The following is a 26161-nucleotide window of genomic DNA, read 5'->3' on the forward strand; positions in this document are numbered from 1 at the left end:
CGAAATCAACACAATAATTAAAATATAAAACACAATGGAATATTAAAAAGGAAATCATAATGAATAAAAATGTTAAGTTGACAAAAATAATGGTCGTTACAATTATGATAGCGCTAGATATCGTGTTATCTCCAATTTTTAGAATTGAAGGTATGGCGCCAATGTCCAGTGTCATGAATATTATTGCTGGTGTAATTCTAGGACCAGTATATGCAGTTGTTATGGCAGTAGTCACTGGAATAATAAGAATGCTAATGTTAGGTATACCCCCATTGGCTTTGACTGGTTCAATTTTTGGTGCTTTCGGTGCAGGTATCTTGTATAAGTATGGCCGCAATATGTATTGGTCAATGTTTGGTGAATTTCTTGGGACCGGAATTGTAGGATCGTTAATTTCAGTTCCGGTGATGGTCTGGTTTACTGGACAACAACAAAACTTGTACTGGTTTGTGTATACACCTCGTTTTGTGGGTGCAACCATAATTGGATCAGTAATCGCTTATTTTGTTTTAGTAAATTTGCTAAAAATAAATTCTTTTAAAGAAATTCAGAGAATGTTTGTTGGGTAGCATAGCTATGAAAAATGAATTAATAAAAATTAAATCAATTTTACCTTTGCAAAAGGCACCGTTAGTACATTGCATAACCAATGATATTACGTTAGAAACGGTGGCTAATACTATATTGTATCTTGGTGGTAAACCTATCATGAGTAGTGATACCCGTGAATTTTCGTCATTATTTCAGTCAACAGACGCACTACTACTAAACATGGGCCGACTTAATGAGTCACACGAACAAAGTCTCAGTCAAGCTAGCTCTTTAGCAGATATGACTAAAAAACCGACTGTTGTGGATCTGGTAGGCTATGGTATTACTAATGAACGAACAAAGTTAGGAATGGCTATGGCGCGTAATCATCCAACAGTTATCAAAGGAAATACTTCAGAAATCAGAAGATTTGTCGGCTTACCATCATTAGCAAAAGGTATTGATGGTGCTAGCTCTGATCAGCATGATCAGGCGTTAAAAGATCTCATTTTGTCTTTGAAACAAATAACAACTGAGTATGCCGATACTGTGTTTGTGGCAACAGGGAAAAAGGATGTCATTGTTCAAAATGATAAACACCTTATTTTGAGCAATGGCGTCGATGAATTGGATAAGTTTGTTGGGACAGGAGACATGGTTGGCGCAATTATAACTACACTTCTCGCGGTCGGTGAAGATCCGTGGGTTGCTAGTCAATTTGCAATTAGCTACCTCAATGTAGCTGCTGAAAAAGCATTGTCATTAACAAACGGCATGGAAAACTTTAGACGAGAAGTTCTTAACCAAATTGATTTGCTAGGGAGAAATCAACAGTGGGCAACGAAAATTAAGTATTCGAATTTTTGAATCTAGGAAGAAAAAAATAATGGCAACCAAAAATATTCTGTTGATATGTAATACAGGTGCTTCAAGCAGCTTTATGGCTCAAAAAATTCGTCAAGCATCAAATGAAAATCAGCAAGCTTGTCAAGTTCATGCGGCAAGTATGACTCAAATTGATGAATACATTGATCGTATCGATTATTTATTAATTTCACCACAATTAAAGTATGCAGAAAGTGAAATACGATTTTCAGTAGCGAACAGTAATATAAAAATTGCTGTGATTCCCTCAAAAGTTTATGGACTCTTAGACGGCAACGCAGTCCTAAACCAAATACAAAAAATGTAAAATTTGAAAGAATAATGATGAATAATATTTTAAATAGTCAGTTTATTAAAAAGGTAAACGAAGTTACCTCAAATTCATGGATACAAGGTATTCAGAAATCCATTACGTTGATTTTATCCTTTATAATCATTGGGTCGTTAATTACTGTAATTAGTTTAATAAATAATATTAAAGCTAATCTAATCCCTGATTTAGGCTACATGTCAACCTTTACATTTGGAATGGTGGGACTTTTTGTCGCCTTCCTTATTCCCTATAATATTCTTCAACAAAAAAAGAACGATAAAAAGATGTTAGCGAGTTTTACATCATTGGCATTATACTTAATGCTCATCAAACCAAAATTTGATGGTTCAGGCAATCATGTAACGTTTGAACTCAGCCGCTTTGGTTCTGCAGGACTATTTTTGTCCATTATCGCAGGAATAGTAGTAACTGCAATAATACTATTCACTAGCAGATATTCTTTTTTTAAAAAAGATACATTAATGCCAGAGTTTATCGTCAATCTATTTGACTCTTTGATACCAATAACATTTATCATATTCATAGGGTGGTTAGGCTTAACCGCTAAAAATATTGACCCATTTAAAATTGTTACTTCACTTTTTTCACCATTATCAATCATTGGTCAAAGCTACATAGGCTTTATTGTGATTGGATTTGTATATAGTTTATTTTATTCGTTTGGTATTAGTACGTGGACATTATCACCAATTATTTTACCTATTATGCTTAGCGGTATCGCAGAGAATGAGCGACTAGCTGCCCATGGCTTAAAAGCAGTGAATATCACAACCCAAGAAGTTTTTTATACGGGATTTATTGCAGCAGGAGGAATTGGATTTACGATTACTTTAGCAATTATGATGCTATTTCTCTCAAAATCACAACAACTAAAAGCAGTTGGTCGAGCAACTTTTCCTGCTTCTATTCTCAATATTAATGAGCCCTTAGTTTATGGAGCCCCTATTGCATTTAATCCTTTGTTAATGATACCGATGTGGTTGAATGGTATTCTAATTCCAGCAGTTGCTGGTGCAGCGATGCGTTTAAATATTGTTCCAATTCCCGATAAAGTCTTCTGGATTTGGTATTTGCCATTCCCAGTTTCAACGTACATCACCACTGGCATTAAGGGCGTATTATTATTTGTCATTTTGTTCATACTTTCTTGGACAATATATTATCCATTCTTTAAGTACTATGATGCCCAGCTGTTAACTAATGAGTTGGAGAATAGAAAGAACTAGTGGATATGAACAGCAAATATGATTTAACAAATGATGCCATGCAAATCATTGTATGGGCTGGAGATGCCAGGCAATTGATTATGACAGCACTAGAAAAAATCGCGCAGCATCAATTTTCTAAAACACGATCTTTATTAGATGAAGCTGAATCTCTATTAAATAATGCGCACAAAATACAAAGTCGTTATATGAGCTTAGAAGCGTCGGGAACACATATTCCATATTCTGTTTTATTTAATCATGCGCAAGATTCTTTGATGATTACAATGAGCGAGTTAAACATGGCCAAAAAAATGTCAATTATTATGAAAAGTGAAGTGAAAAATCATGAGTAAAAATCATTTCCCACAATCCTTTTTATGGGGTGGCTCATTTTCAGCGAATCAAGCCGAGGGCGGATACAAATCCGCGGGCAAAGGTGTATCGCAAACAGATCTTATTCCATTGAATAAGTCGTCTAAAATCACTTCTTCATTTGAACTGAATAACTGCTTAGCTGATGAAAACAGTTATTTTCCGAGGAGAATTGGTATCGACTTTTTTAACCGGTTTGATGAGGATTTGGCACTTATTTCAGAATTAGGCATTAACTCATTACGTATCTCCATTGCATGGTCTAGAATTTTTCCCAATGGGGATGAAACGACACCTAATGAACAGGGGCTAGCCTTTTATGAAAAAGTGATCGATAAGCTTAGTTTGTTAGGCATTGAACCAGTAATCACTATTTCACATTATGAAATGCCCGTTAAGCTAATTACAAATTATGGTGGTTGGAAAAATCGAAAATTGATTGATTTTTATACTAACTATGTGCAAACATTACTGCACGCATTTCCAGAAGTTAAATATTGGCTTACATTTAATCAAATCAATTCTGGGTTAACAGATCCATTTTCTGCGTTGGGATTACTAATAAATGATTATGCATCAAAAGAATTGTTCCAACACGACAAGTTTCAAGCCATGCACCACCAATTAGTGGCGACAGCAAAAGTTAAACAAATTGCACAACAAATGAATTCTAGTGTCTTAATTGGGGCTAGTGTTTACGATATGACATCTTATCCAAGATCCCCTGAACCAAATGATGTGTTGTCGAATCAAGAATCCATTTTGATATCAGATTTTTGTAGTGATGTACTGGTACGAGGAAGATATTCAAAATTTATTTTAAATTATTTCAAGAAAAATGGTGTTGATTTAGACATTACAGCGGAGGATCAACGGCTATTATTGCATAATACAATTGATTTTCTTGGAATTAGTTATTATGTAACCACGGTTGTTGATCAATCAACGCCATCCTTATTTGAAATAAATGACTGGAATATTCGCGATGAGACATCCAATAAACACTTAAAAGCTACGAAATGGGGATGGGGGATTGATCCAGTTGGCTTACGTATTGCATTGCGGAGGTATACAGACAAGTATCCATCTATGCCAATTATGATTTTAGAAAATGGATTGGGAGCAGAAGAAACATTATCTAGTAAAAAGAAAATTCATGATTCTTATCGAATTGATTATCTAAGAAAACACCTTTCTCAGTTACAATTATCAATACAGGAAGGCGTTAATGTCATTGGATACTTTTACTGGTCTCCGATTGATATTGTAAGTTCCGGATCTGGTCAAATGCACAAAAGATATGGACTAATTTATGTTGACTTAAATGATTTTGGTATTGGCAGCGGTAAGAGAATAAAAAAGGATAGTTTTTATTGGTACAAACAGTATATTGAATAGAAGCAGCATTGATTCTAGCTGATATCAGATGGTCAGTTTTCAAAAATTCACTCTGTGCGAATATGATATACTAGTATCAGCAAACAAGTTAAGATGGTGGCTATCCGAATGCAGGTGGTGCTTATGGTGTAAAAGCTAGAGGCCCAGATTCTAGGAAAGGAGATGCCTAGTGTCCGTTTCGGATGCTGTGCAACTAATGTTAGGCTTTGGAACTTTTGTTCTAATGCTTCTCGGATTAGTTGTTGAGCTGATAAAAAACAGCAATAAAAAATGACCATCTTAGCTTGGCAGAGCTGATGGTCATTCAAGATTATTAACTTTAGCCACCGTCTAAACGGGTTTGTTGGAGAGTCATAGTTTGCGCTATGGCTCTTTTCATGTTTATATTATACCACATAGTTATAGTATTATGGATTAACAGATAAAAAACTCCATAAACGCTTATTTATCAGTTAGTTACTTTTATATACTAAATAACTATAAACTGCCTACTATCAATTAGTTCGCAAATGTACTATAGTTATTGTAGTGAACAAAACAAATAATTATAGAAATGAGGTTTCATCATGAAAGTAACAATTTTTGGTAAAGGCAATATGGGACAGGCAATCGGAGCTAATTTTGAAAAATCTGGCAATGATGTCAACTATTTAACTTCAGAGGATACAGCGACAAGTCTTAGTGAATTAGTTATTTTGGCTGTGCCTTATCCTGCTTTAGATACAATCGCTCAACAATACAAACAAGAATTAAAAGGAAAAGTTGTTGTTGATATAACAAATCCCTTGAACTTTGAGACATGGAATGAATTAGTTGTTCCCGCTGATAGTTCAGCAGCAGAAGAACTACAAAATAAGTTACCAGATAGCATAGTACTTAAAGCATTTAATACAAATTTTGCTGCTACGCTACAAAGTGGAACGGTTGGTGGAAATACAACAACCGTTTTGGTGGCAGGAAATGAGGAAGGAAAGAAGCTATTTAACGACGCTTTGAATGATAGCGACTTAAATGTTCTCGATGCGGGTCAACTTAATCGAGCTCGTGAATTAGAAGCAACTGGTTTTCTACAGATGACCTTAGCAGCTAGTGAACAAATTGGCTGGACAGGTGGCTTTTCAGTCACTAAGTAAATTGCAAAATAAAAAGCAACTATCTTTAAAATAGTTGTTTTTTATTTTGCATATACACCCATCCGAACAATGTATATGCTTTAATTTTATTGTTCCAGCAAAGCTTTTCTTTTGTCTGGATTTTCGTCAAGATAGAAACTACCCCAGTCAGCCATCGAATCAATAACTGGACGCATACTTTGTCCCAAGGTTGATAAACTATACTCTACTTTAAGAGGTACTACAGCAAAGACCTGACGAACAACAAGACCGTCTTCTTCCATCTCTCTCAAACTTTGCGTTAACATTTTTTGACTAATACCGGCCACACTAATTTTTAATTCTGAAAAACGTTTTGTTCCAGGTAAAAGATCACGAATAATTAATACCTTCCATTTGCTGCTGAGCAGGTCAATAGTCGTTGCTACAGGGCAGATGCCATTTTGTTCTAATAATTTTCTAGACATAATGATTATCCTTTTTATTTTAAAAGATACTGAAAGTGCGTAGGTTACTTTTAGTATCTTTTAAGTATTATAGGCTTTCTTTGATGATATGGCAAATAACTACAACATATAATCAGTCATTTTTTTAAAGTTGAAGTGTACTATTTGCAATATATATCGTATGCGATATAATATTATTTAGGAGGTTACGATATGAATAAAGATGAACATCTTTACGACGAATTGTGCTTGTCAATATATAATACAAATCGTTATTTTCATCATCTGTACGGTTATGTACTAGAAAAATATGATTTATCATATTTGCAATATATGAGCTTACTGATTATTTATAAACAGAATTCGGTGAAATTAATGGATATCGGTGCCGAGCTTGAGTTGTCAAGTAATACATTGACACCTGTAATTGAGAAACTTGTCAATAAGTCTTGGATTATTAAGGTGCAAAGTTCACAGGACAGACGCGTCAAGGTTTTAAAAATGTCTGATCAGAAGGTAACTACTTTTGAACGCATTTTGTATGAAATCAGAATTATGCGTGACAACCTAATACATCAAAGTGGACGTCCAATTGAAGAGGTATTACGAGAAAATCAAGCGCTTAATCAGGTCTTAAAAAAGATGATACAAGAAAAAAAGAGGTATGAAGATGAATTATGATGTTATTTTTATTGGTAGTGGTCATGCTGCATGGCACGGGGCACAAACGTTAGCTCGCTCAGGAAAAAAAATAGCCTTAGTGGAAGAAAACAAGGTTGCTGGTACATGCACAAATTTTGGTTGTAATGCCAAAATACTGTTAGATGGCCCAGCTGAAATGATGCATCATTTGAATCATTACCATGGTATCGGAATTAATGACACGCCCAACATCATTTGGCCAGAATTAATGGCTTATAAGCACCAAGTGATTGATCCTTTATCAGGCGGTTTAGCACACATGCTGTCTGTTGATGGAATTGACATTATTAATGGGCACGCCAAATTTTTGAATAACGAAAAAATTGTTGTTGTTGATCAAGTTTATCAGGCTGAAAAATTTGTGATTGCTACTGGTCAACGACCTGCAAAACTACCAATTTCTGGTTCAGAGTTTATGAAGGACAGCACAGACTTTCTCGACTTACCTGATATGCCAAAGTCAATTCTATTCGTTGGCGCTGGTTATATTGCGATGGAATTTGCTTCAATTGCACATGCCGCTGGGAGTGATGTCACTTTAATTGAATACGGGAACCATGTTTTAAATGGATTTGATAAAGTCTATTCTCAAAAGGTCATCGAGGATATGACCGAAAAAGGCATCCATTTTACGTTTAACCAAGCTGTTTCAAGTGTATCGTTACTTGAAAATGGGCAATATCAAGTTGATACAGCGCAGGGAGAAACCTATTATGTTGACTACGTTATGGATACAACAGGTCGTGTGCCCAATATTGAAGGATTAGCCTTAGACGACATTAATGTTTTGTATGATAAGCAAGGTATTTTAGTTAACGATCATTTACAAACTTCTATTGACAATATTTACGCCAGCGGCGATGTAATCTCTAAAGCAATACCAAGATTAACACCAACTGCTACTTTTGAATCGAATTATATTGCTAGCGTATTATTAGGTAATCAGGAACCCATAAATTATCCTGTAGTGCCAACAATCGCTTTTACATTGCCTCGTGTAGCACAAATAGGGGTAACCATTGACGAAGCGGCTAAGGATGAGAACTTACAAGTTCATGAAATTCCTTATGGGAGAGTTATGCGATTTCAGACACTAAACGATGTTCACGCAGCAATTAAAATCGTAGTGAATAAAAACAAACAGCTGGTTGGTGCAGCTTTAATCGGTGATTTTGCCACAGAGGTTGTTAATGCACTGGTTCCTGTGATTAATCAGCAGTACACAAGTTCGGACATTAAGTCGCAAATTTATGCGTTTCCAACTGACTCAGGTATTATATTGCCAATGATTGCCAATTATTTAGCCTAAGTAAGGAGGCCTTATTATGAAAGCAGCAGTGATTAATCACTATGGTGGTAGAGAGCAGCTAGAGGTTATCGACATGCCTATTCCTAAAATAAAATCGGACGAGGTTTTAGTAGAAAATATGGCCACGAGTATTAATCCAATTGACTACAAAGCGCGAGAGGGATTATTAAAACGGATGTTTCCATGGCAATTCCCGGTCATTTTAGGTTGGGACATCGCTGGAATAGTTGCTTCTACTGGAGATGACGTAACAAGTTTTAAAGTTGGAGACCCAGTGTTTGCTCGGCCAGATATTGACACAAAAGGAGTGAATGGTTCGTATGCAGAATATACAGCTGTTAAAGCGGATAAACTAGCACTAAAACCAAATAACATTAGCTTTGTTGAGGCTGCAGCCGTTCCTTTAGCTGGGCTAACTGCCTTGCAAATGCTTAGAAAACTTCAGTTATCATCCAATCAGAAAATACTAATTCAAGCTGGTGCTGGTGGGGTAGGTATTTATGCAATTCAGCTGGCTAAAATGATTGGCGCATATGTAGTAACAACTGCTAGTCAAAATAATCATGAATTTGTAAAATCTTTAGGTGCGGATTCTGTAATTGATTATCACAAAAACAATATTCAAGATGTGTTGTCTGATTTCGATGCTGTGTTGGACACAGTTGGTGATGTTGATAATGGGATTGCCATCCTTAAATCCGGTGGCCATCTTGTCACTATTTCTAACGCGTTAACTGACCAACAGAAAAACACCTCAGACAAGACCGTGACAGAAGGGTGGCTAAACCCGAACGGGCAAGATTTAGCAATTTTAGCATCCTACATCGCAAAGGGTGAGCTTCAAATTGTTGTGGATTCTCTTTATCCATTAACTACAGAAGGTATTCAGTCAGCCCACGAGCGGAGTGAAACACACCACGCCCGAGGGAAAGTAGTAGTTCAAATTAAAGAGTAAATACAGAGGAGAAATAAATGTTCGCTTATATTATGGTTACATTAGTTAGTCTAGAGGCTATTGGTATTATGTTTGTAGAAATGTTTGGTACAGCTTCACAGCAGGCAAAAGCATTTGATCTTAAAGAATCTTTCGTTCAGATACCAGAGGTTAAAACGTTATTAGCAAATCAAGGAATCTATAATGGCTTATTCGGTGCGCTTGTAATTGGTACTATGTTGTTTCTATCAGGCCCTCAACAGGTTTTGATGTTACAGATGGAAATGCTATTTATTTTCTTGGCTGCAGTTTATGGTGCTTTAACAGCCACAAAAAAGATTATCCTGGTTCAGGGATTGCCGGCATTTATTGCAATAATTTTGCTATTTTTGAAGTAGTCTTTAACCAGCTAATATTACCAGATAAAAAAAGCGTAGCAACTGCTGCGTTTTTTTTTGCAAAAAAATATCAATTATAGTTTAATTCTAGTATGCGCTGGTAATGTTGATAAAGAATAGTGAAGCGATTAATGCTGTGTTTATCCCAAGGTTTCGGACGACCACAAAAATGTAAAATAGATGTATTGGCTATCACCCAGTTTGTATCGACCTGACCTCGGCTCTTAGCAAAGTGAACGATGTTAGCTCGCGTATCAAAATTCCAAATTTCTTCCGGTATACTCAAGATTTGATTACCATATAAATAATTCAAAATATCTTGATCAGGGAGTACGAGCTCTTTGGCATGATCCTTAATTAGGTCTAAAATATCACTTTTATTAACTTTTGCACGCATTTTGTTTAAATCTAAAAGCATCACACCAGAATTAAAGTATTCACTTTTAGTTCGCAATCTAACATTATTAATCGTCTGATTGATTCCCGTTAGACCTAAATGGCTTGCTGCCGCTATCATATTACCTTTTAAGTCTATCGACCATAGTGCTTCAATTGGGTTCAATATCAAAGTATCAGGGTCTAAGTAAATTATGCGTTCTAAATCTGCTGGCAGATATTCAGTGCAAAGCAATCGGTAATACATTTCCGTTGGATATTGTTTAAGCGTGGGGGCGGTTTGCCAATAAGTTGCGTCAATTTTTAATGGGTGAAAATCATAATCCAGTTTGTCTGTAAAGCCTCTCAAATGGTTTATTTCCGCTTCTGGTATCGAATCGTGTAGCAGCCAAATAGAAAATCTACAATCAACATTCGTTGCTTTCAGCGACAAGAGCATAACTTTTAAAGGTTTTATGTAGGACTTGTCTAAAGTGACTAAAATGTTTATTTCTTCCATTATTATGAGATCCTTTTTTTATATGTTAAGCAGTCTATTAATAAAATACTTTGCAACATAAATTATACAGCATCCATACTTTATTAGAAGTATTGAGAAAAAAGTGACTACATCTTCATCAATTAACATAAGCTTTTAATCACCATCAAGACTAATTGGTAGCCATTCTTAAGCAACCATGATATACTTAATTTGTAATTGGAAACTATCAACTAGCTGTGTCAGCCAAGAAGCGGCTAGTTGATAGTTCATCAATTCGAAAATAAACAATGTTACGACGCACTCATTTCAACTGTAGGTTTTAAACGCGCCTTTTTTGCGTGCACGAAAGTTTTGGCTGAGAACACTCTAAATTTAAAAACTCACACTCGAATTAATGCGAAGAACATTAGGAGAGTAAGAAAATTATGATTAAAGTCCGCGATTTGACGGTGGCCTATGATGGCACACCGGTTTTCACGAACCTATCAATTCAATTTGAGCCTGGTAAAATTACCGGTATTATCGGACCTAATGGTGCAGGGAAATCAACAATGATTAAAGGCATTTTAGGATTGATAAACAAGCAGAATGGTAAAGTTACGTTACACGACGAGCCAATCGCAAAGCAGTTAAAGAAAATAGCTTATGTGGAGCAACGTGCTGCTTTAGATTTAACTTTTCCAATCAATGTTTTTGATACTGTTTTAACAGGCACATACCCTAATTTGGGCCTGTTTAATGTTCCCGGCACAAAAGAAAAAGATGCCGCAAAGGAAGCATTAGAAGACGTTAAGTTATCTACCTTTAGCCAACGACAAATTGGCGAACTCTCTGGTGGACAATTGCAACGTGTTTTCGTTGCGCGTGCAATTGTTCAAAATGCTGATGTCATTATTTTAGATGAACCCTTTGTTGGTATAGATATGAAGTCTGAAGCCGATATTATGGCTATCTTAAAACAATGGCGCACTGCAGGAAAAACAATTATTGTTGTACATCACGATTTGAATAAAGTGACAACCTATTTTGATAATCTGGTGATTATTAATCACGGTATTACTGCATATGGGGCTACAGCCGATGTTTTCACAAAAGAAAATATCGCCTCTGCATTTAGTGGTGATCTATCATCGATCTTGTTTGAAGAAGAGGAGGATCAACATGCATAGTATTGAATTATTCATTGACGGACTAACAAAATATAATTTCTTGCAAACAGCATTAGTTACATCGATATTAGTTGGTATTATGTCAGGAATTATCGGGTCCTTCATCATATTACGAGGCATGTCTTTAATGGGTGATGCAATTTCGCATGCCGTATTACCTGGTGTTGCGGTTGCATACATGCTCGGGATTAATTTGTTACTCGGTGCTTCTGCCTTTGGTATTTTGGCAGCATTACTAATCGGTGTTGTCACGATGAAGTCAAAGTTGAAAAATGACACAGCCATAGGAATCGTATTTTCAGCTTTCTTCGCATTGGGATTTATTCTTATTTCATTGGCAGAGTCTGCTACTAATTTGCATCACATTTTATTTGGAAACGTCTTAGCTGTTTCTGACAGTGATTTAATTACTACTGCAATCGTGCTTTCTATAGTATTATTGTTTGTTGTTACCTTTTACAAAGAGTTACTTATCACATCATTTGACAATACTTTTGCTAAAGCCTATGGTCTTAAAACTCAAATTATGCATTACGCTCTAATGCTTGTTTTGACCTTAGTTACGGTGACAGCTTTGCAAACAGTCGGAATTATCTTAATTGTGGCCATGTTAATTACACCAGCAGCTACGGCTTACTTGTTAACAAATCGTATGTCTCATATGATGATTGTTGCTGCTATCTTTTCTGTAATATCATCAATTGTAGGCTTGTACCTGAGTTTCACATTTAACTGGGCGTCAGGTCCTGCAATTGTTCTTACAGCAGCAATTTTCTTTACATTGGCCTTTATCTTTTCACCAAAACAAGGCATTGTCTTCAAAAGAAAGTCTTAAAATTAAAGCAGTCTAAGTTAAATAGAGAGAATTATCAAAGCCAGCGTATGTTACGCAGAATATAGTGGAGAAATTAAAAATGATTAAACGTTTAAGTATTATCGTAGTGGCCGTTGTTGTCATATTGGGTGGTGTGCTGTGGTTTGTTAATAGTAGTCAAGGGGGAAAAACAAGCCAACATGATAAGTTGCAAGTTGTTGCGACAAACTCAATTATTGGTAACATGGTTGAAGAAGTTGCTGGTAATAAAGTCAACTTACACACAATTGTGCCACGTGGTACCGATCCACACGAATATGAACCACGACCACAAGATGTCTCAGCAGCCCAAGAGGCTGACGTACTCTTTCACAATGGATTAAACCTTGAAACTGGTGGTTCTGGCTGGTTCAAGAAAATGTATCAAAATGCTGGAAAGAAAACGAATAAGCAAGTGTTCGCCGTCTCAAAGGGGGTAGTGGCTAAGCATTTAACTGATAAGGGTAAAGAAAATGAATTAGACCCCCATGCTTGGTTAGATATGCAAAATGGTATTAAATATGTTAAAAACATTGAAAAAGTATTAATTGCTAAAGACCCAGACAATGCTAGCACATATAAGAAGCGCACAGCAGCATACGTTAAGAAATTATCTGCGTTAGATAAAAGTGCCAAAACTAAGTTCAATAATATTCCTGAAAATAAGAAATTATTAGTTACTTCTGAAGGCGCATTCAAATACTTCTCAGCAGCTTACGGTATCACACCAGCGTTTATTTGGGAAATCAATACAGAGTCTCAAGGTACACCTGAGCAGATGAAACAAGTATTGGAGAAAATTAAAGCTACTAACGTACCTTCATTATTCGTGGAAAGCTCAGTGTCTCCAAAGGCAATGGAAAAGGTTTCTAAAGAAACCGGTCTACCTATTTATTCAAAAATTTATACTGATTCTTTGGCTAAAAAAGGACAGGCAGCAGATACTTATTACGGTATGATGAAATGGAACCTAGATAAGATTTCGGAAGGTTTGTCAAAGTAAAACATAAATAGTGTAAACCTTATTCATAAAAACACCGCAACTATTCAAATAGTTACGGTGTTTTTATTGTTATTAAGTTTTAGTTGTTTATCTTTCTGCTACATCGATGGCTTCACGAATATTCAATATGTCGGCTTCATGATTATTGAAATCAGGATTATCAGTAGGCAAAGCGATGTTGAGTTCATTGAATAAATCAATTCTACCTAATACATCGCTCGCCTTGAAATCAAGAACATGGCCGCCAATCGTACGATCATCACTTAAAAAATGAAGATGCCACCCACTCGCCATAATGCCAGAATAAAGGTCAGGACCAAAATCACCAATTAAAGTACCAGAAACATTTTCATAATTAAACACTGGTTGTTTCAATGTTACATCAACGAAGGGTGGATAAGGCTTGATTTGCTTAGGAGCAACACGAACCTTCAGTTTCGAAAAACTAGCATTCATTTGAATACTAGCTGGTAAATTAGCCCAGCTCTGATGTTGTTTGGATATATTGTTTAAACTATCAAAAGTTAAAAATTTTTCTTGAAGAAAATAGTATAACTCTGATTGAGAATGGATGGAAGTAAAAGGTGTTTCCAACGATAAATCTGTGATTTCTTTAGTTACACCATTCGCTTTCGTTTGATATACGCTATTTTCTATGATTGTAACTTCACCATCAAGTTCATCCATTGTTCCAATGCCACTCGAACCATGATTCAATATTGACGACAACGGTGCCGTACCGTCATATAATCCTGACATAATTAATTCTAACGTTCCATGTTGATAAATTGTAGACATAATGACCTCTTTTTTAATTAAAGTGTTTTAGTTTTACTTACTAAAAGTAAACCATTTTAATATTTATTCAAGATTAAAAGCCACTGATTACAGTGGCTTTAGTTAACGGTAAAATGATGCAACAATTAGTTAGTCATGTTCATCGAGAGAGTTTATCATTAGGTACTTCGAATAACACGGTGTCATTGATTTTAAAATCGATATTATTAGCAGCTAAGATGTCTGTGAAATCTTTGACATATACATCGCTTTCAAAGCTTTGCAGAATATCTACTGAAATACCACCATTAATGGCTAGCATTTCAATAGATAACCCATTTGTTCCGCTCATATAGGTATGCATTTCATCAATATATTGTTCTAATTCTCCCAGTTTAGTTTGACCGGAATAACTAATGATGAAAGTATTGAGAAGAATATTTTCGAAGAAAGACAGCATTTGTTGCTTAGCTTCAATAGTGGGTAAGGAATCTAGTTTTTCAAACAGATTTGCCATTTGATTAACATTGGCCCTTAAGTTGCTGATTTGTTTGCTTTGTTTAATTAAGTTTCTAAATTCTGTGGCAACAGCTGTAAAATCTTCGTCATCAACAATAGGTTGATTAACTGGTAATGCAATGCTGCCAACACAGTTTCGGAAAGTGTTTTGATTAGTTACGCCTAAACGAAGATCACTTGCCATATGAGCAACAATAGGTAATTCAAAATCAGGATAGGCTTTTTGAATTGCCTGCGCCATAATAATTGCGACAGCGATAGCAGGTGTAGCATTATGTTTCTTAGCATATGTCATAAAACTTTCTTGATCTAAGACGATTTCATAGCGATAGCTACTTTTTGTTGCATCTTGACCCTTGGTTTCTAAAAGTTGGTATCCACGATGATTCAGATCAGGCATTTTATTAGTTTCTGAAATTGGTTGGGATTCTAGGTTCTCAAGTGGCTCTAACATTTCATCTTCTGACATAGTATCGTCGCTCAAATTAATATGTTCAATTTCTGGCCAAGTATTGCTTTTGTACCCTAAGTAGTAATAAAGTAACGTTTCAACAAATGGCATAATACCGCGTCCGTCTGCAATTGCATGATGATAAGCAATGAAAATAGTTTTTTCTGAGAAAGTAACATCGATGAGGTGTTGGTTCACCTCATCACTACCCAGAGCGCGTAGCTGATCTGTCTCAGCTATAATTAGCGGGAGATCATTTTTAGATAAATAATAGTTGGCATCTTTTTCAACTAATTGACTAGTCAAGTACGGATAGCGTTGCAAGGACTTATATACAGATTGTTGTAAATACGCTGTATCGATATCATCAGTTAATCTAATGTCGATTACCATGCTAGGCGCACCATTTTGGCGATACAAAAATGATTGCCCTGAAGTAATCTTTTCGAGTTTTGGTAATGCCGATAAGTAGGTTTTGCCGTTTTCTGTCTTAAAAATATCTTGATAAGTTGTATTTAATGTAGTTGATGTTGTCATGGTTGTTCTCCTTTAAGATGTTGAGTTATTAGCCATCAACTGATGACCATGACAATACTATAAAATTAAAATATTTATGTTGTATTTGAAAAATGTTTTCAAAGTGTTAATTGTAAAAAATGTTTGTTTAGTTTGTGACTTTGTCAGTTATAATTGAACTAACAAGATCATTATTAAAAGGAAATAAATATGGCTAATATTATTGTTGTTGAAGACGACCCGAATTTCAATCGAATTTTAAGTATCTATTTGTCTAACCATGGACACCAAGTTCAGAGTGCTCTTAGTGCGCAAGAGGCTTATGATAAGATGTATAACCAATTGTTTGATATGATTCTTTCAGATGTGATGATGCCTAACATTGACGGTTTTGAGTTCACTGAGACAGTCAGAAAAATCAATCCGAATATTCCTATTCTTTTTGTTACTGCCAAAGATGATATTCAATCGAAACAACGTGGTTTTTCATCTGGTATCGATGATTATATGGTTAAACCAATTGATATGTCCGAAATGCTAATGAGGGTGACTGCGCTACTACGACGAGCTCACGTAGCTAATGATAGAAAGCTAACAATCGGCAATACAGTACTTGATGCAGATTCTGTCAGTATTATGGTTGATTCACAGGAAATTTCAGTAACGGTGCGTGAATTCAACATTCTATTTAAATTACTGTCTTATCCGAATAAAACATTTTCACGTTCACAATTACTTGATGAGTTCTGGGGTGTTGATACAACGACAGGATTGCGGGCAGTTGATGTGTACATTACTAAACTGCGTGATAAATTTTCTGGAAGTGATGTCTTTGAAATAACGACAGTTCATGGGTTAGGATATAAAGCGGTTTTAAAGTAAATGAAGAAGATAAAAAAACACAAAATTACTTTTCAAAAAGTATCCATTAAAGAGCTTATTGCTGCTTATGTTATTTTTTTATTGTTTGCTACTATTCCAAATATAGTTTTAATGCATGGTGGCCAACTGGCATTATTTACGAACAGTAACTTTATTTGGTACTTGATATATTGGTTTATAGTAACATTAATTTTCATTGGCTTAATTTCATATCAAAAACATGTTCTTTTTGATCAACCAGTCAGCCAATTAAATGAAGCAACACGACAGGTTGCACAAGGAGATTTCTCCGTCTATTTAGAACCAGGTCATGCACGCGAGAAGTACAATGACTTAGATTATGTTTTTGAAAATTTTAACTTAATGATTGAAGAACTTGGTAGTACGGAAACTTTAAAGAATGACTTTATTGCCAATGTATCTCATGAATTTAAGGCGCCTCTAGCAGTAATTCGAAGTTATGCTGAAGCTTTAAAAAACGAAACAGATGAAGAGCAGCGCGACATGTATACTCAAATCATTGTTGACGAAACCGACAAAATGGCAACAATGGTCACCAATGTATTGAAATTAAGCAAGATTGAAAACCAAGCACTCCAGCCACATATTAAAAAATATAATGTGAGTCGTCAGCTAGTTGAAACATTACTTAACTTTGAAAAAATATGGGCATCTCACAACATTTCTTTAGATATTAATATTCCTGACGATATCGAAATTGCAGCAGATCCAGAAATGATGGAGTTAGTGTGGCAAAATCTACTTAGTAATGCGTTCAAATTTGTTCCTTCCGGCGGACAAGTCACATTAAGACTGCAACAAAACAATGAAGGAACAGAAATAACAGTCCGAGATAACGGTGAAGGAATGGATCATAACACATTAAATAGAATATTTGATAAATTTTATCAAGGTGAAACATCTCATACCAACCAAGGAAATGGATTGGGGTTGTCACTAGTGAATAGAATTATAACTTTAATGCAAGGATCTATTAGTGTGGAAAGTAAATTGGGCAAAGGAAGCGCTTTTACAGTTTGGTTACCATTACATCATTTAAACAATTAACATGGCTTTAACAATTATGTTTTAAGTATTTTGTATAATTGTAGTTGATAATAATAGTGGTGAACCTGATAAGGAGAAATATGTCGTGTACGAAAAACAGTTTATCGGCTACGAATACCAAGAAAGAGTAGTTGAAAAAAAATATGAGCCTGTCTACTTGGATGCATATCCGAATTTTGGCTGGGTGATCGATCAACATCATAAAAGTACTCAAAATCCCAATAATATCATGTTACATATGAAGCGCAATCGTGATCTTGTGAACCGTATTGAAGTTAAACGATTAGAAAATAAGTTTCAAGCTACTATGAATGAGATTATTAAAATCGAAAAACGCAACCAATTAATACCAACGATTCAAGCTTGTCTTGTTGGCCTTTTTGGGACTGCACTTATAGTGGGTGCGTTCTTTATACACAGTGTTAGTAGTCTTTATTTGTCACTCTTATTTGGTTTAGTCGGATTCATAGGATGGGTGTTGCCTTATTTTATTTACAAGACTCAGTTTGAAAAAAGAACACATCATAATCAGGATTCTGTTGAATCTAAATATGATGCTATTTACGATTTAACAAAAAGAGCACATCAATTGTGCTACATGGATTGAGAATTAAAAATGAACTTGCAAACCTGTTAGTGTTTGTAAGTTCATTTTTTTAATTTGAGTAATTAACATTTTTAAAACAATTCGTAAATATTTTTGAAATAAATCATGAATATGATATAACCAAGATAACTAACTATAGTTGAGTGAGGAAGACATGGTCGATAAAGTTAGCTATTAATATGTATTTCGCCAACATTCACAAGTAGACATGAAAAGGAGTTTATTATGAGCAAGTCAAAAATTGTTAAGGCAAACAAAAAGATAGAGGAGAAGGTTGTAAAAACTTATAAAACAATTGAAAATGGGGCAGTTGAAGGATTTGGTAATATTTCAGATAAGTTCGTCGATAAGTACTTAGCCAAAGATGGCGAGTCAGCTCAAGATGCTAAAAAGCGCATTGAAGCGGAACAAAATCAACGCGAAAAAACAAATATCGACATAATCAATAAACATCGTTAATGAATAAAAAGCAGTATGACCATTTTAAAAGTCATATTGCTTTTTATTTAGCAAAAGCTACAATTTGTTCAGCTATACAAAAATAAGACGTCATTTACTGATTTGGTTTAATGTCATGATACAATAAACCAAATACAATAGGTTGCGAATGCTGTCTGAAAAGCGAAAGGGAGAATTGTTTTGTTAAAAAAATGGTTAACTACTGTCTTGCTAATTATCATCACTTTGTTGTTGGTAACCATAGCATATTTACTATATTCAAATCACAACAATATTAATACTTCAAGAAGCACTGATTCTTCTTTCGATACCAGTTCTTCTAGTAAAAGCTCCTCCAATGATGATGATTTGCTTAGCTTGGCTAAAATAAGAAGTATATTTTATAAAAGATACCCTAACACTGCCATCACATCAATTGAATTAGAAAAAAATCTATTGTCGACGCATTATGATATTACAGGTGTAGATGACAATACAGAATATACACTAAAAATTCATGCTGATACCGGTAAAGTTATCACTCACAACAAAGAACAATTGGATGCCGATGAAAAGAATGGCACTGCCAAAAATAATGAAGCTATAGCATTTGATAACATCATATCTTTAGATAGTGCCGTAAATAAAGCTAAGGATGCGGCCGGCGATGGCTCCTTAAATGGGTGGTCTTTGGGAAAAGATGATGGTCGTACTTATTGGGAAATTTCATTAAAAGACGGAAACAATAATGTAGCAGTTAAACTTGATGCCAATAGTGGTCAAGTGATAGAAAAAGACGAAGATGATTAAATATTGCAAGCTTTTAGTATAGTTCACTTAATAATCTGCTAACTATGTGGTCCTTACAAAATAATAATAGTTGAAATCCGCAACATTCTTAATTAATTCTCAAAAACCCTTATGTTATAATGGATAGCGTCCAATAGACATTTGTCAAAATTTAGGGGTAACGGGGAATAATGGAGAAAAATAGGGATACAAATACGCCATCAGCTACTAAAAGCCGCATGGCGTTATTTCATAGTAAAAAACATAGTTCATTTAAATTGTATATCGTTTTAGCAGCTGTCATTGTATTACTATCCGCTTCTGGTTATGCTGCATACTATTTTTATAGTTTAAATAACACACTTAGTAAATCATTTTCATCAACAGGTCTTGATTCTGAAAAAAAAGCCACACAATTAATTCAGGATAAAAAGCCAGTATCTTTCTTAGTTTTAGGAACAGATATTGGCACAGAGGGTGGCTTTGGCACGAATCGTAGTCGCGTAGGATTAACTGACTCTATGATGGTTGTAACTGTTAATCCAAAAAATGAAACAACTACTTTAATTTCTATTCCACGAGATATCATGACTTCCATTTCTGGGTTTGAAAGTAGTTTCCCTCAGAAATTAAATGCTGCCTATGCGTTTAAGGCAGCTTCTGATAATAATGTTTCGTTGGGGGACGGTGTAAGCACAACAATAGATACCATACAAAAAATGTTTAACTTTCCAATCAATTATTTCGCTATGGTCAATATGAGTGGACTTGGCGATGTTGTCGAACAACTTGGTGGCGTGCAAGTCAAGTCACCCTTAACGTTCACCTTTAGCCAAGAAACTGCCCACGAAAGTGGCAAAGATCTGTATCAATTTACTGAGGGTTCTAGTACATTCAAATACGCTGCTGATGGTGAAACCTTTAAAAGCTATAGTAAAATGAATGGACAAGCAGCCTTAGCGTTTTCTCGAATGCGATATCAAGATCCAAAAGGTGATTATGGTCGAACTGAACGACAACGCTTATTATTGCAACAAATTATTAGTAAAGTTAAGAAAAATCCAGCTCAAGTAGTTAATTTAAAATTCATAAATTCGACGACTAAAAACATTGCTTCTAATCTAAAATCGGAAGATATGTTGAAATTAGGTACTAATTACATTAGTGCCTCAAAGCATATTGTTTCATATACTGTTCAAGGACAAGGTGAGACATTTGAAGGTATCTCATACCAACGTGTTACCACTGCACAGCGACAAGCAATAACAAATAAAGTTAGAAGCAGTTTGAACTTAGAAGCAGCTACAACTGGAAATGAATTTGGTAGTAATATTACAGAAAACAATTTAGCTCAAGTAGGTACCGCAGATCAATTGTATCCAGAAAACAATACTGACGAAAATATGCAGTTGCGTGAAGAGTAAATATAAAATTAGAAAAAGACATGTTAGGTAACATGTCTTTTTTTTATAAATATAATTAAAAAGCAGCCTTGGGAGAGACTGCTTTTCTGGGAGAGAAGAGAATATTATCTTATAGGGAGAAAGAAAATATATTCTTATATAAATAGTGGAGTATACCTCTGTTAAGGTATGTACTCATAATACCGCTAAAATGTTAAATGAATATAAAAATCAGGAAGAAATTGTTTTCCATTGAGCCACGAAATAAATTAAAGAAAGGTATTGATTTATGTTGATTATAAGTGGTAACATCATTGTTATAATGTTAGTTAGCTAACTAACATTTAATGATAAAGAAGGACAATTTGTAATGACATCTATAGGTAAATTATTCAAAATTGGGCAACGTAATCTTGTAAGAGATCTTGATACATTGGCCGTAACTCACGGGGTGACTGGTGCGCAATTGTCGGCAATTGACTTTATCGCTGACAATAAGTACGTCACACAAAAAGATATTGAACAAGAATTTCATATAAAAGCTTCATCTGTAGCAACTATGATAGACCGAATGGTAGAGAAAAAAATGGTTGCAAGAGTACCAAATGAAAAAGACAAAAGAGTTAATGAAATACACCTCACGGCGTCAGGAGCAAAAATTAATAAAATCGCTAAACAAATTATTAGCTCCCATGATGAAGATATTTTACGGCCTTTTTCAGAAGGTGAACGGAAAACTATAATTAAATTTTTAAAATATGTTGCAGAAGATAACAGTAATCACTCACTAGAAGGAGAAAAAAATGGAAAATAAAGTTTCAACTAAAAATGCAATGGCTATTATAGCAGTAGCGTTGGTTTCTTTTTCTGGCATTATGGCAGAAACAGCTATGAACGTTACATTTCCTGTTTTAACAGGGTACTTTAGCACATCGCTCAATTCGATACAGTGGGTAACGACCGCATACTTACTCTCTGTAACAATTATGATCACAACAAGTGCCTATCTGAATAAAAGGTATAATACCCGTTATTTATGGTTAGCCAGCCTTATTTTCTTTGCTACAGGAACTTTAGTGGGCGGGTTGGCCAGTAATTTACCAGTATTGTTAATTGGCCGTGTGTTAGAGGGTTTAGCAGCGGGTATATCAATGCCCCTCATGTTTAACTTGATCGTTCAACTAGTACCAAGATCGAAGATAGGCGTATGGATGGGTATCGGTTCTATGGTTGTCAGTTTAGCCCCTTCATTTGGTCCTACATACGGTGGTGCTTTGATTGATACTCTTGGTTGGCGATCAATATTTTTCATTCTTTTAATTGTGCCGATTATATCGTTGTTGTTGGGGTGGAGAACTATCGATAACAGTAAAGAAACACAAGCCAATGTTTCTTTTGACGTCCTTGCTTTCGGCTTATTATCTGTGTCATTAATTACGGCTTTGATATTAATTAATCAATTAGAAAATGGGACTGTCAATATATTACTTCTAGGGGTCACCATTGTTAGTTTAACAGGATTTGTAATTAGATCACTAACTTCAAAACAAACTTTTTTGAACATCAGATTACTCAGTAACAGTAAATTTCTATTCCTGCTAATTCCCGTTGTTTTATATATGTTTGCAAATTTGGGTATTAACCTTCTGCTGCCAAATTATTCGCAAAAAATCTTAAATACGTCAAGCTTTTGGGCAGGATTCTCTTTATTGCCTGGAACGTTACTAGGTGGGATCTTAAATCCTTATTTTGGCCATTTATATGATAAGCATGGAGATAAAACGCCACTTTTGGTAGGAAATACGATCTTTGGGATTAGTCTATTGGTCATGGCCTACTTCACTAAAAATCTTGGAATCATAGCGTTCATACTCATGTATATGATTTTCACATTTGGGCGTAATATGGCTTTTAGCATTGGAATGACAGCATCTATTGATGAATTGAGTAGAGATAAAAAGACGGATGCCACTGCTATTTTACAATCAGCGCAAATGTTTATGGGTGCATTAGGCACTACTGTTGCAGCTTTATATGGCGCACAAAAATCAGGCCTAGCTGTTGGGTTCCAACATTTCCTATGGTTGCTTTTCTTTATTTCACTTGTTATTTTCATTATGTTCTTTGCTCGACAAAAAACAGGGAACAAATGAAATCTCTATATTAGACAGTAAAAAAATAGCATGATACAATTGTATTATGAATTAATGTGTTTTCATATTTAACAACCTTGCGGGAGTAGCGGCGCATGTGCGTGGGAAACTGACTTACTAGATTATTTACAGTCTAGCGGCCAACCTTAAACAGCAAGACGCAAAGAATATTTTCTCTTAAAGGAGTGTATCAAAATATGAGCACAAAGTCGAAAGAGGTAGATGACGACGTTCCGTTATCGTTCTCAGCAAAGTTTCACCATCAGGAATGGTCTAAGATAGTTAATGATTTACATGCAAATTATCCTAGCGGACTATCAGACGAACAAGTAAATAATCGCTTACAAAAAAACGGCTATAATGAGGTTAATCCAAAAGTTATCCCGAAGTGGTTGATTTTTTTGCGGCAATTTAATAATGTTATTGTCTATATTTTAGTGGTAGCTGCGCTGTTAACGCTTTTTATGCAACATTATGCAGATTCAGTTGTTATTGCATTAGTTGTATTAATTAACGCGTTAATTGGCTATTTACAAGAAGTGAATGCCAGTAATGCGCTAGATAAAATAAAAAATATGTTGTCTGTTGAAGCCACTGTTATTCGAGATGGTGAACGATTTGATGTTCCAGCTCGAGAATTAGTACCTGGTGATTTAGTCTACCTAGAGGCCGGGGATAATGTCCCTGCTGATTTACGAATTATAGATGCTGATAACTTACGTATTCAAGAGTCGTCTCTAACAGGAGAAGCTGATTCTGTCCTCAAAAATGAAGCTATTTTATCCGAGCATGTGCCCCTAGCCGAGCGTAGTAACATGGCTTATGCATCAACAGCTGTGACTAACGGTAGTGCCACCGGAATCGTGGTAAACACTGGTGTTCATTCACAGATTGGCCAAATTTCTCAAAGTGTTGCTGATGTTTCAGATAAAAAATCACCACTAACACGAGAATTAGATAGTTTAGGCCATGGTATTTCTTGGTTAATTATCGTTGTGGCTATAGTCATGTTTGCCTTGGGTTGGTTTTTCAAAATATATGACATATCCACCTTGATTATGGCTATTATTGCAATGATTGTCGGTGCAATGCCGGAAGGATTACCAGCAGCTACGTCAATTATATTAGCAACCGGTGTTCAAAAGTTAACCAAAAAGAACGCAATTGTGAAAACATTACCTGCTGCTGAAACCCTAGGTGCAATAGACATTATTGCGTCTGACAAAACAGGGACATTAACAAAAAATGAAATGACCATTCAAGATATTGTCGTTGGTGAAAATCATTATACAGTCACTGGGACTGGATATGCACCCGATGGTGACATTTTTATAGGGAATAAGCTTGTCGATGCAACACAAGACAAAAACCTTGAAATGTTTTTAACAATGGGACATCAAGCAAATGATACTTTTTTGACCGAAGAAGCAGGTATCTGGACCATCAACGGCGAACCGACTGATGCTGCCTTTCTGTCGGCCTACTACAAGGCCTTTGGACAAAAAGTACCTAAATTAAAAGAGTTGGATCGTATTCCGTTTGATTCTGACTACCGATATATGGCACGTTTAGTTGAAAATAAGCATCAACAACGATTTGTCGCCATAAAGGGTGCGCCAGACAGATTATTCACACTAGCCCGGAAAGATTCAAATTTTGACTACGAGTATTGGACAAAGGTGTCAGCAAAGTTTGCCAAATCTGGAAAACGTGTAATTGCTGTTGGATATGTTGATGTGAATTCAGATACATCAGAAGTCCTTCACGAAACACTTGCAGCTGAAGGCGTGACATTCTTAGGATTAGCCGCTATTATTGACCCACCACGACCCGAGGTTGTTGATGCTATTAGCGACATGCGCGAGGCTGGTATTCGAGTCAAAATGATTACCGGCGATAGTCCAGATACGGCCAAAGCAATCGCTCAACAACTTGGTTTGGCCGACCAAATTGAAGCTGTTACTGGATCAGAAGTTGAAGCAATGACGGATAATCAGTTGGCTAAGGTTGTTACAAATTATGATGTCTTCGCACGAACTACACCACAAGATAAGTTACGTATTATATCTGCCTATCAAGCAAATGGATTAGTAACTGCCATGACTGGTGATGGTGTTAATGATGCGCCAGCATTAAAAAAAGCTGATATTGGTGTAGCAATGGGGATTAAAGGTACTGATGTTGCGAAAGATTCGGCGGATATGGTATTAGCTAACGATGATTTTTCAACGATTAAAGTGGCTATCGAGCAAGGCCGACGTTTATACGATAATATTAGAAAAACAATCTTATATTTGTTACCTACTAGTTTTGCTGAGGGGTTGATTGTTGTCTTTAGTATATTATTGCGCCAGCCAATGCCTTTAACTGCAACGCAATTATTATGGATTAACTTGGTTTCTGCTTTGACGTTGCAATTAGCGTTTATATTTGAACCAGCTGAACCAGGATTGATGAAACGCCCACCGCGTAAAACAACGGCCAAATTGATGAGTCGATACGATGTTTTCCAAATGGTTTATGTCAGTGTCATTATTGCAGCAGTGGCTCTTGTTGTTTTTGAACATTTAGATGATATCACAGGTTTTGCGGTAGCCAGTACAATGGCTGTTAACATACTTATTTTTGGTAAAATTTTCTATATGTTTAATATCAGAACAGCGGCTCCAGCGCTAAGTAAGACATTCTGGACAAACCCAATGGCATTCGTGGCTATCGGTGCTATGATTATTTTACAGTTACTATTTACGTATGTACCATTTATGCAAGGTGTATTCTCTACAGCTGCGTTATCGCTTTCTGATTGGTCTTTCATCATCTTAACAGGATTGATTGTTCTAATCGTAACAGAATTAGATAAGTATCGTCGGATGACTGTAAAACGATAGTATATAAATAAAGTTATTATTAAAAAAATGGCAATCACAACTTAACTGACCTGTGATTGTTATTTTTTTGTGATGAAAACCTTATAAAAAAATCACATTGAAGGAATGACTCTTTCTGAAAAAAACTTTTTAACTTAAT

28 protein-coding genes are annotated in these 26161 nt (G+C 35.5%); 24 read left to right on the forward strand and 4 right to left on the reverse strand.

All coding sequences use genetic code 11. The features are described 5' to 3' along the window. The first annotated feature begins 59 nt into the window (after positions 1-59). From thiW to RHP64_RS04665, 8 genes are all read left to right on the forward strand, one after another. Positions 60-569, forward strand: coding sequence for an energy coupling factor transporter S component ThiW (thiW, locus tag RHP64_RS04630; protein ID WP_011679696.1), 510 nt, complete (start codon positions 60-62; stop codon positions 567-569). A gap of 7 nt (positions 570-576) precedes the next feature. After that, complete coding sequence (gene thiM / locus RHP64_RS04635; protein WP_011679697.1) at positions 577-1398, forward strand: hydroxyethylthiazole kinase; 822 nt, start codon at positions 577-579, stop codon at positions 1396-1398. A 19-nt stretch (positions 1399-1417) separates the two neighbouring features. Further along, positions 1418-1723 (forward strand): PTS sugar transporter subunit IIB, encoded by a 306-nt coding sequence (locus RHP64_RS04640; protein ID WP_014324673.1) that lies wholly within the window; start codon positions 1418-1420, stop codon positions 1721-1723. A gap of 14 nt (positions 1724-1737) precedes the next feature. Further along, positions 1738-2976 (forward strand): PTS sugar transporter subunit IIC, encoded by a 1239-nt coding sequence (locus RHP64_RS04645; protein ID WP_242490537.1) that lies wholly within the window; start codon positions 1738-1740, stop codon positions 2974-2976. Between the two features lie 5 nt (positions 2977-2981). Further along, complete coding sequence (locus RHP64_RS04650) at positions 2982-3311, forward strand: PTS sugar transporter subunit IIA (RefSeq protein WP_218925553.1); 330 nt, start codon at positions 2982-2984, stop codon at positions 3309-3311. Beyond that, a complete protein-coding gene (locus RHP64_RS04655; protein ID WP_025268065.1) occupies positions 3304-4728 on the forward strand; it encodes a glycoside hydrolase family 1 protein in 1425 nt (474 codons plus the stop codon). The genes RHP64_RS04650 and RHP64_RS04655 overlap by 8 nt, the downstream gene beginning before the upstream one ends. 169 nt (positions 4729-4897) lie before the next feature. Beyond that, positions 4898-5002 (forward strand): putative holin-like toxin, encoded by a 105-nt coding sequence (locus RHP64_RS04660; RefSeq protein ID WP_011679702.1) that lies wholly within the window; start codon positions 4898-4900, stop codon positions 5000-5002. A gap of 292 nt (positions 5003-5294) precedes the next feature. Next, the gene (locus RHP64_RS04665; RefSeq protein WP_025268066.1) at positions 5295-5861 is read left to right on the forward strand and encodes an NADPH-dependent F420 reductase; all 567 of its coding nucleotides are present in this window, start codon (positions 5295-5297) and stop codon (positions 5859-5861) included. 86 nt (positions 5862-5947) lie between these two features. On the opposite strand, the gene RHP64_RS04670 is transcribed toward RHP64_RS04665, so the two are convergent. After that, positions 5948-6307: a winged helix-turn-helix transcriptional regulator gene (locus RHP64_RS04670; protein ID WP_011679704.1), complete on the reverse strand. Its 360-nt coding sequence runs from the start codon at positions 6305-6307 to the stop codon at positions 5948-5950. Positions 6308-6499: 192 nt separating this feature from the next. On the opposite strand from RHP64_RS04670, the gene RHP64_RS04675 reads away from it, so the two are divergent. From RHP64_RS04675 to RHP64_RS04690, 4 genes are read left to right on the forward strand one after another with little or no spacing between them, the layout of a single operon-like run. Next, a complete protein-coding gene (locus tag RHP64_RS04675) occupies positions 6500-6967 on the forward strand; it encodes a MarR family winged helix-turn-helix transcriptional regulator (protein ID WP_011679705.1) in 468 nt (155 codons plus the stop codon). After that, entirely contained in the window at positions 6957-8297 is a 1341-nt protein-coding gene (locus tag RHP64_RS04680) for a dihydrolipoyl dehydrogenase family protein (RefSeq protein WP_462785077.1), read from the forward strand. Before RHP64_RS04675 ends, RHP64_RS04680 begins: the two co-directional genes overlap by 11 nt. A gap of 16 nt (positions 8298-8313) precedes the next feature. Beyond that, positions 8314-9252, forward strand: a complete 939-nt coding sequence (locus tag RHP64_RS04685; protein WP_014324680.1) for an NADP-dependent oxidoreductase — start codon at positions 8314-8316, stop codon at positions 9250-9252. A gap of 17 nt (positions 9253-9269) precedes the next feature. Further along, entirely contained in the window at positions 9270-9629 is a 360-nt protein-coding gene (locus tag RHP64_RS04690) for a DUF1304 domain-containing protein (protein ID WP_011679708.1), read from the forward strand. A gap of 70 nt (positions 9630-9699) precedes the next feature. On the opposite strand, the gene RHP64_RS04695 is transcribed toward RHP64_RS04690, so the two are convergent. Beyond that, positions 9700-10524 carry a glycosyltransferase family 8 protein gene (locus tag RHP64_RS04695; protein WP_038534127.1) on the reverse strand — a complete coding sequence of 275 codons (825 nt, stop codon included), beginning with the start codon at positions 10522-10524 and terminating at the stop codon, positions 9700-9702. A gap of 407 nt (positions 10525-10931) precedes the next feature. On the opposite strand from RHP64_RS04695, the gene RHP64_RS04700 reads away from it, so the two are divergent. The 3 genes from RHP64_RS04700 (at position 10932) to RHP64_RS04710 (ending at position 13531) form a co-directional block, all read left to right on the forward strand. After that, entirely contained in the window at positions 10932-11675 is a 744-nt protein-coding gene (locus RHP64_RS04700; RefSeq protein ID WP_025268068.1) for a metal ABC transporter ATP-binding protein, read from the forward strand. After that, positions 11668-12510, forward strand: coding sequence for a metal ABC transporter permease (locus RHP64_RS04705; RefSeq protein ID WP_014324683.1), 843 nt, complete (start codon positions 11668-11670; stop codon positions 12508-12510). Before RHP64_RS04700 ends, RHP64_RS04705 begins: the two co-directional genes overlap by 8 nt. Before the next feature lie 82 nt (positions 12511-12592). Further along, the gene (locus RHP64_RS04710; RefSeq protein ID WP_025268069.1) at positions 12593-13531 is read left to right on the forward strand and encodes a metal ABC transporter substrate-binding protein; all 939 of its coding nucleotides are present in this window, start codon (positions 12593-12595) and stop codon (positions 13529-13531) included. An 87-nt stretch (positions 13532-13618) separates the two neighbouring features. On the opposite strand, the gene budA is transcribed toward RHP64_RS04710, so the two are convergent. Both budA and RHP64_RS04720 read right to left on the reverse strand, forming a co-directional pair. Further along, on the reverse strand, positions 13619-14329 hold the full coding sequence (budA, locus tag RHP64_RS04715; RefSeq protein WP_014324684.1) for an acetolactate decarboxylase: 711 nt from the start codon (positions 14327-14329) through the stop codon (positions 13619-13621). Positions 14330-14468: 139 nt separating this feature from the next. Continuing rightward, the gene (locus RHP64_RS04720) at positions 14469-15815 is read right to left on the reverse strand and encodes a hypothetical protein (protein ID WP_462785074.1); all 1347 of its coding nucleotides are present in this window, start codon (positions 15813-15815) and stop codon (positions 14469-14471) included. 189 nt (positions 15816-16004) lie between these two features. Between RHP64_RS04720 and RHP64_RS04725 the strand changes: the two genes are divergently transcribed. From RHP64_RS04725 to RHP64_RS04765, 9 genes are all read left to right on the forward strand, one after another. Beyond that, a complete protein-coding gene (locus RHP64_RS04725) occupies positions 16005-16676 on the forward strand; it encodes a response regulator transcription factor (protein WP_025268071.1) in 672 nt (223 codons plus the stop codon). Further along, positions 16677-17744 carry a HAMP domain-containing sensor histidine kinase gene (locus tag RHP64_RS04730; protein ID WP_025268072.1) on the forward strand — a complete coding sequence of 356 codons (1068 nt, stop codon included), beginning with the start codon at positions 16677-16679 and terminating at the stop codon, positions 17742-17744. A gap of 85 nt (positions 17745-17829) precedes the next feature. Continuing rightward, positions 17830-18351 (forward strand): hypothetical protein, encoded by a 522-nt coding sequence (locus tag RHP64_RS04735; protein ID WP_025268073.1) that lies wholly within the window; start codon positions 17830-17832, stop codon positions 18349-18351. Positions 18352-18576: 225 nt separating this feature from the next. After that, complete coding sequence (locus RHP64_RS04740) at positions 18577-18810, forward strand: hypothetical protein (protein WP_011679717.1); 234 nt, start codon at positions 18577-18579, stop codon at positions 18808-18810. A 180-nt stretch (positions 18811-18990) separates the two neighbouring features. Then, positions 18991-19599, forward strand: coding sequence for a PepSY domain-containing protein (locus tag RHP64_RS04745; protein ID WP_025268074.1), 609 nt, complete (start codon positions 18991-18993; stop codon positions 19597-19599). Between the two features lie 170 nt (positions 19600-19769). Further along, positions 19770-21002 carry an LCP family protein gene (locus RHP64_RS04750; protein WP_011679719.1) on the forward strand — a complete coding sequence of 411 codons (1233 nt, stop codon included), beginning with the start codon at positions 19770-19772 and terminating at the stop codon, positions 21000-21002. 349 nt (positions 21003-21351) lie between these two features. Further along, positions 21352-21795, forward strand: a complete 444-nt coding sequence (locus RHP64_RS04755; protein WP_025268075.1) for a MarR family winged helix-turn-helix transcriptional regulator — start codon at positions 21352-21354, stop codon at positions 21793-21795. After that, a complete protein-coding gene (locus RHP64_RS04760; RefSeq protein ID WP_025268076.1) occupies positions 21785-23134 on the forward strand; it encodes an MFS transporter in 1350 nt (449 codons plus the stop codon). The genes RHP64_RS04755 and RHP64_RS04760 overlap by 11 nt, the downstream gene beginning before the upstream one ends. A gap of 197 nt (positions 23135-23331) precedes the next feature. Continuing rightward, positions 23332-26022 (forward strand): HAD-IC family P-type ATPase, encoded by a 2691-nt coding sequence (locus tag RHP64_RS04765; protein ID WP_025268077.1) that lies wholly within the window; start codon positions 23332-23334, stop codon positions 26020-26022. Positions 26023-26161 lie beyond the last annotated feature (139 nt).

This window comes from Leuconostoc sp. XM4 (assembly GCF_055698815.1).

Bases quoted from the DNA above. Each gene is read 5' to 3' on its own strand.
- thiW (WP_011679696.1), top strand. From the start codon at position 60: ATGAATAAAAATGTTAAGTTGACAAAAATAATGGTCGTTACAATTATG.
- thiM (WP_011679697.1), top strand. From the start codon at position 577: ATGAAAAATGAATTAATAAAAATTAAATCAATTTTACCTTTGCAAAAG.
- RHP64_RS04640 (WP_014324673.1), top strand. From the start codon at position 1,418: ATGGCAACCAAAAATATTCTGTTGATATGTAATACAGGTGCTTCAAGC.
- RHP64_RS04645 (WP_242490537.1), top strand. From the start codon at position 1,738: ATGATGAATAATATTTTAAATAGTCAGTTTATTAAAAAGGTAAACGAA.
- RHP64_RS04650 (WP_218925553.1), top strand. From the start codon at position 2,982: ATGAACAGCAAATATGATTTAACAAATGATGCCATGCAAATCATTGTA.
- RHP64_RS04655 (WP_025268065.1), top strand. From the start codon at position 3,304: ATGAGTAAAAATCATTTCCCACAATCCTTTTTATGGGGTGGCTCATTT.
- RHP64_RS04665 (WP_025268066.1), top strand. From the start codon at position 5,295: ATGAAAGTAACAATTTTTGGTAAAGGCAATATGGGACAGGCAATCGGA.
- RHP64_RS04670 (WP_011679704.1), bottom strand. From the start codon at position 6,307: ATGTCTAGAAAATTATTAGAACAAAATGGCATCTGCCCTGTAGCAACG.
- RHP64_RS04675 (WP_011679705.1), top strand. From the start codon at position 6,500: ATGAATAAAGATGAACATCTTTACGACGAATTGTGCTTGTCAATATAT.
- RHP64_RS04680 (WP_462785077.1), top strand. From the start codon at position 6,957: ATGAATTATGATGTTATTTTTATTGGTAGTGGTCATGCTGCATGGCAC.
- RHP64_RS04685 (WP_014324680.1), top strand. From the start codon at position 8,314: ATGAAAGCAGCAGTGATTAATCACTATGGTGGTAGAGAGCAGCTAGAG.
- RHP64_RS04690 (WP_011679708.1), top strand. From the start codon at position 9,270: ATGTTCGCTTATATTATGGTTACATTAGTTAGTCTAGAGGCTATTGGT.
- RHP64_RS04695 (WP_038534127.1), bottom strand. From the start codon at position 10,524: ATGGAAGAAATAAACATTTTAGTCACTTTAGACAAGTCCTACATAAAA.
- RHP64_RS04700 (WP_025268068.1), top strand. From the start codon at position 10,932: ATGATTAAAGTCCGCGATTTGACGGTGGCCTATGATGGCACACCGGTT.
- RHP64_RS04705 (WP_014324683.1), top strand. From the start codon at position 11,668: ATGCATAGTATTGAATTATTCATTGACGGACTAACAAAATATAATTTC.
- budA (WP_014324684.1), bottom strand. From the start codon at position 14,329: ATGTCTACAATTTATCAACATGGAACGTTAGAATTAATTATGTCAGGA.
- RHP64_RS04720 (WP_462785074.1), bottom strand. From the start codon at position 15,815: ATGACAACATCAACTACATTAAATACAACTTATCAAGATATTTTTAAG.
- RHP64_RS04725 (WP_025268071.1), top strand. From the start codon at position 16,005: ATGGCTAATATTATTGTTGTTGAAGACGACCCGAATTTCAATCGAATT.
- RHP64_RS04730 (WP_025268072.1), top strand. From the start codon at position 16,677: ATGAAGAAGATAAAAAAACACAAAATTACTTTTCAAAAAGTATCCATT.
- RHP64_RS04740 (WP_011679717.1), top strand. From the start codon at position 18,577: ATGAGCAAGTCAAAAATTGTTAAGGCAAACAAAAAGATAGAGGAGAAG.
- RHP64_RS04750 (WP_011679719.1), top strand. From the start codon at position 19,770: ATGGAGAAAAATAGGGATACAAATACGCCATCAGCTACTAAAAGCCGC.
- RHP64_RS04755 (WP_025268075.1), top strand. From the start codon at position 21,352: ATGACATCTATAGGTAAATTATTCAAAATTGGGCAACGTAATCTTGTA.
- RHP64_RS04760 (WP_025268076.1), top strand. From the start codon at position 21,785: ATGGAAAATAAAGTTTCAACTAAAAATGCAATGGCTATTATAGCAGTA.
- RHP64_RS04765 (WP_025268077.1), top strand. From the start codon at position 23,332: ATGAGCACAAAGTCGAAAGAGGTAGATGACGACGTTCCGTTATCGTTC.